3 protein-coding genes are annotated in these 3,046 nt (G+C 61.2%); 2 read left to right on the forward strand and 1 reads right to left on the reverse strand.

The features are described from left to right. The first annotated feature begins 126 nt into the window (after positions 1–126). Both truB and ribF read left to right on the forward strand, forming a co-directional pair. On the forward strand, positions 127–1,212 hold the full coding sequence (truB, locus tag AC0AP0_RS10985) for a tRNA pseudouridine(55) synthase TruB (protein WP_490430490.1): 1,086 nt from the start codon (positions 127–129) through the stop codon (positions 1,210–1,212). A 118-nt stretch (positions 1,213–1,330) separates the two neighbouring features. Beyond that, complete coding sequence (gene ribF, locus AC0AP0_RS10990; protein ID WP_490430491.1) at positions 1,331–2,464, forward strand: bifunctional riboflavin kinase/FMN adenylyltransferase; 1,134 nt, start codon at positions 1,331–1,333, stop codon at positions 2,462–2,464. A gap of 21 nt (positions 2,465–2,485) precedes the next feature. Here ribF and AC0AP0_RS10995 read toward each other — a convergent pair. Further along, positions 2,486–3,046, reverse strand: a 561-nt coding sequence (locus AC0AP0_RS10995; RefSeq protein ID WP_490430492.1) for an amino acid ABC transporter ATP-binding protein, incomplete at its 5' end; no start/stop codon positions are given.

Raw genomic sequence — 3,046 nt, forward strand, 5'->3', positions numbered from 1 at the left:
AGGCCATGGCCAAAGCCCGGGTCAATGCCAGCTATGCCGGCGACCCCGATCCATACAGGCATGACGACGAGGAAGAGACCGATGGGTCGGACTCCGTCCCGGATGAACCTGCGGCAGAGGATGCGGATGAAACCGACCAGTGAAGGCAACGATGGAGCAAAGGCTTCCGAGTCGTCGGATGGTATGGAGTCAGGCACTGGTGAACCGACCTCGGGCATCATCCTTGTTGACAAGCCGAGCGGTGTGACCAGCCATGACGTGGTGGCTGCCGTTCGTTCTGGCCTCAGCATGCGTCGCGTAGGCCATGCCGGGACCCTGGATCCCATGGCCACTGGCCTGCTGGTCGTAGGGTTCGGCCAGGCCACGCGCTTGCTGACGGTTATCGTCGGCCACGACAAAACCTATAAAGCCACTATTCGTCTGGGACTGGACACTACCACGGACGATGCGGATGGGGATTTGCTACCGGTGCGTCCTGGAGCTGCGCAGAGGGTGGACGAGCTTACAGCCCAGGGTCTGCAGGATCTGATTGATGGCTGTTTCACCGGCTGGATCGAGCAGGTGCCCGATGCCTTCTCCGCCATCAAGGTCAACGGCAGACGGGCCTATGACCTGGCTCGCGCGGGCCAGAAGGTCAAGCTGGAGCCTCGACGCATTCGGATTGCATCCTTCCGTCTGCTTGACTTTCGTCGCGTGGATTTGCCTGATCTGGGAGTCAAGGTGGTCGATGCGGACGTGGAGGTGACTTGCTCCAGCGGCACCTACATCCGCGCCCTGGCTCGTGATCTAGGCGAACACCTGGATCTGGGCGGCCACTTGACGGCCCTAAGAAGGATTCGAGTGGGTTCATTCGACCTGGAGAATTCCGACCTGGCATCCAGGGTTCTGGGCGGTCATGTGGTCCCTCACACCTACCTGAATCGCCAGGGTCAGACGGTCGTTCGCAGTCGCATGGTCCTGGACCGCGACCGGCAGGCGATGTTGGATGGCTCTCTGAGTCTTGTGCAGGCGGCACGCATGACAATGCCCGTCCTGAATCTGGATGTCGAGCAGGCCGCCAGAGTGGCCAACGGCGGATTCTTGGATCTGTCTGTCACCGGGCCCACGGCTGCTCTGGCCGGACCTGAGGGCAGGCAGCGGCTAGCTGCTATCCTGGTGCCCAGTCCACGAGGCGGGGCCAAGCCGGATGTGGTCTTCCGCCCTGAGGCTTGAGTGCGCAGGTTCGTGTTTAGCACGAGGGTCTTGCCAGGGTGCGATGGTGGGAATACAGTGCTTGAGGAATTTTCGGTGCCCGGGTTCGGGGCCGCCATAATTAAGTGATGGGAAGCGGATGAAGGTCAGCCATGTCAGCCCGGACGAGTCGGGCATTGTCAAGTGGCCGGGAACCTTGGGGGCCCGGTCGAGCGTGGTCACCATCGGTGTCTTCGATGGCATGCACCGGGGCCATCAGGCCATCCTGCGCCGAGTGGTCGAGCTCGCAGCCAAGAATCGGGATCGGCCCATGGCCCTGGTCTTCGACCCCAGTCCCAAACTGGTCCATAGCTTTGCTGACAGTCATGACATGACTGAACCGTCCCCGGACCTGATTCGCCATGACCCTGATCAGATCATGCCTCTGGAGGAGCGCATGCGGCTGATGGCTCAGCTGGGCCTGGATCAGGTTGTGGTGGTGCGATACACCCTGGCCTTTGCAGCCAAGTCTTATCGGTTCTTCCTCAAGCAGCTTACCGAACAGCTGACCATGCGAGCTCTGGTCTTGGGCCGCGATGCGCATATGGGCGCAGGGCGGGTAGGCGATATCAAGGCGATTGGCGACTTGGCGGACACTGGATTGTTCGACTTGGAAGTAGTGGACGACCAGGGCCCTGGAGTCTGCATCCTACCTGGCTCTGACGGCCTGGAGCGACATCAGGTAAGAGCCTGGAGCAGTTCTCACCTTCGGCAGTTGATCCTGGATGGCGATGTGGATGCGGCACTGGATATTCTGGGCCGACCGCACATGGTTCAAGGAACGGTGGTCCATGGGGAGCAACGGGGCCGTTGCTTGGGATTTCCGACTGCCAATCTTGCTCCCGACAGCCAGGGGATGATGCCCGCAGATGGAGTCTATGCAGGCTGGCTGGTTGACCTTGGTCTGCCTACGGATCCTATGGCGACGCCGGAGGGACGGGAGGGACGGCTGGCTCAGGGTTCGCCCTGGCGGATGCCTGCCGCCATCTCCATCGGCACCAAGGAGACCTTCCTGGCTCCTGGCCAGCAGATGCCAAGAATCCTGGAGGCCAATGCCGTCCGGCCGGATTGGGTGGACCTGTACGGTCACCGGGTCAGGGTGGAATTCCTCAGCCGTCTGCGCGGTCAGAAACGGTATGCGGGCGAAGAGCCCCTCAAACGACAGTTGGCCCTGGATGCCGATCGCACCCTGGAGCTGACCAAGGCTGCAGGAAGAGTGTTTTCCGTCAACTGAAGACTGCAGAAACCTTGGAACTCACAGTCCTCGGAAGTGGCTGAAAAACTCCCTGGTTCGCGGATTCTCAGACTCGTCCATGACCTCTTGCGGTGTTCCATTCTCGGCGATGACGCCGTCCAGCAGCAGGACAACCCGGTTGGCCGCATGATGGGCGAAGCTCATCTCGTGGGTGGCCATGAGAATAGTGGTGCCTCCGGCGGTCAGCTCCGAGACCATGGCCAGGACCTCGCCTACCAACATGGGGTCCAGAGCTGAGGTGATCTCATCCAGTAGGAGCAGTTCCGGGTCGGTCATCAGGGCTCGGACGATGGCCACCCGCTGCTGCTGGCCGCCGGAGAGCTGGTCGGGGTAGGCTCCTGCTTTCTTCTTCATGCCGATTCGATCCAGCAGATCCAGGGCCCGCTCCCTGGCCTGGTCCTTGGGCATGCCATGAACCTTGATGGCCCCCAAGGTCACGTTTTTCAGTACGTTCATGTGGGGAAAGAGATTGAACTGCTGGAAAACCACGCCGATTCTGGCCCGACAGGCATCCTGGTTGATCCTGGGATCCGTGATGTCGGTGCCGCCCAGCCATATCCG

It is taken from the genome of Bifidobacterium sp. POST2/T3 (B1) (genome assembly GCF_058197115.1).